The organism is Mesorhizobium sp. M4B.F.Ca.ET.089.01.1.1 (genome assembly GCF_004022605.1).
GTDB classification, from domain to species: domain Bacteria; phylum Pseudomonadota; class Alphaproteobacteria; order Rhizobiales; family Rhizobiaceae; genus Mesorhizobium; species Mesorhizobium abyssinicae.
Genome location: NZ_RZOS01000813.1, coordinates 1 through 1,451, shown reverse-complemented (window position 1 = coordinate 1,451; position 1,451 = coordinate 1). Strand labels below are relative to the sequence as shown.

Genomic DNA, 1,451 nt, shown 5'->3' with positions numbered 1-1,451 from the left:
GGCTGCACCTAGTCATGCCGCAGCGCTTCTTCGTGCACGGCCAGGCGGCGCGCGGCGACCGCCATGTTTATGCCGCGCGCACCCGCTTCATCCCGGCCTCGTTGCTCTCCGCCTTCGAGCAGACGTCCTGGGCGAGCGTGCAGGCGAAGGACGATCCGCGCCGGCGGCCTGAGGTCAAGGTCGACCTCGGCGCGCGCATGCGCGGCATGTGGAAATAGGCCCGCCGCCCGCGGCCGTTTCCTTTGCCGGCAACCAAAGCCCGGACCTGGCGTTAACCCGCATTGACGTGGAGCGCGACGATGGACCCTGTAGCGGCGGCGGCAATGATCCTGCTTTCCTGCAGCCCGGACATGGCATCCTGCCATCCGGGAGAGGCACGGCCAGTCGTGTACCGGGACATGGCTCAGTGCTCCGCCGCTCTGCCCGACAGGCTACGCGGAAACGGCATGATAGGCAGGTGCCGGCCTATTGATGCGGCGACAGCCAGAAGCGGTGCCAACGGCAACCAGTTGGCGACCGTGCGCGTCACGCGAGGAACCGGCGCCAACGCCGTTTCGACGGACTACCTCGTCCTCCATGCCCCGGACTGACCAGCCTTCATCGTCGCTGGCCTCCTCACGAAACGTATCAGCACGCCCCTCCATCGCGATGGAACCATCAGCCAGCGGGCGGGTTTCCGTAAGCAAGACCTAATGCAAAGGAGACGGATATGAAGAACGTTGTTCTCGCCGCCATGCTTGGCATGGCCACGCTGGCGCCGGTGACGGCTCCGGTGCAAGCGGCAAGCCTGACCATCACCACCGACAACGGCACGCGCTATAGCGATGATTACTCCTGGCGCCGCCATCATCGCCACTATGCCATGCGCGATTATGACCGTGACAATCGGCGCCACTGGCGTCGCGACCGCGACCGCGACCGCTGCCATGTCAGGGTGCACAAGCGCTGGCACCACCACCGCCTGGTGATCAAGCGGGTGTGGAGCTGCGGCTACCACCGAGGCTGGTAACGTCATGGGCGTGGCGCGAACCGTGGCTTCAGGTCGAGCTTCGGTGAGCGCCTGTCCGACCTTGTGTCGGACTCTGCTTTAGCGGGAGGTGCCAATGCGTTTCGTTCCCGCCACCATGAGCCGGCGACAACGGCTTGGGCAGTTAGCCGGGCGGCTGTTCGTCAATGTCGTCGCCGCGCTTATCGCCGGCGTTGCCATTCTCTTGCTCGTGCTTTCGACCCACCATCCGGGGGCACCAACAGCGCCGCCCCAGGTCCTCACGACCACGGTGCCGTAGCCGCGGCCCGGCTTGCGCCTATCGAAGGGCAACGCCCTGGTGCTCCCGGTGCCCCGCCTTATTCTCCGTATCCCCCAAAATCATGGAACCTCCCGCCCCTTCCCGCGTTCTCTGGCGTTCGACCCCCGATCGTAAACCGGCGCCCGCCGACCTCCGCCCAACCCA

2 protein-coding genes and 1 pseudogene are annotated in these 1,451 nt (G+C 66.0%); all 3 read left to right on the top strand.

Annotated elements, in window-relative coordinates:
- Positions 1-218: pseudogene (locus tag EN780_RS34135) on the top strand (ATP-dependent helicase); the annotation flags it as partial.
- 491 nt (positions 219-709) lie between these two features.
- Entirely contained in the window at positions 710-1,009 is a 300-nt protein-coding gene (locus EN780_RS34125; RefSeq protein ID WP_127283665.1) for a hypothetical protein, read from the top strand.
- A 94-nt stretch (positions 1,010-1,103) separates the two neighbouring features.
- Positions 1,104-1,286, top strand: a complete 183-nt coding sequence (locus EN780_RS34120) for a hypothetical protein (RefSeq protein ID WP_127283666.1) — start codon at positions 1,104-1,106, stop codon at positions 1,284-1,286.
- Positions 1,287-1,451 lie beyond the last annotated feature (165 nt).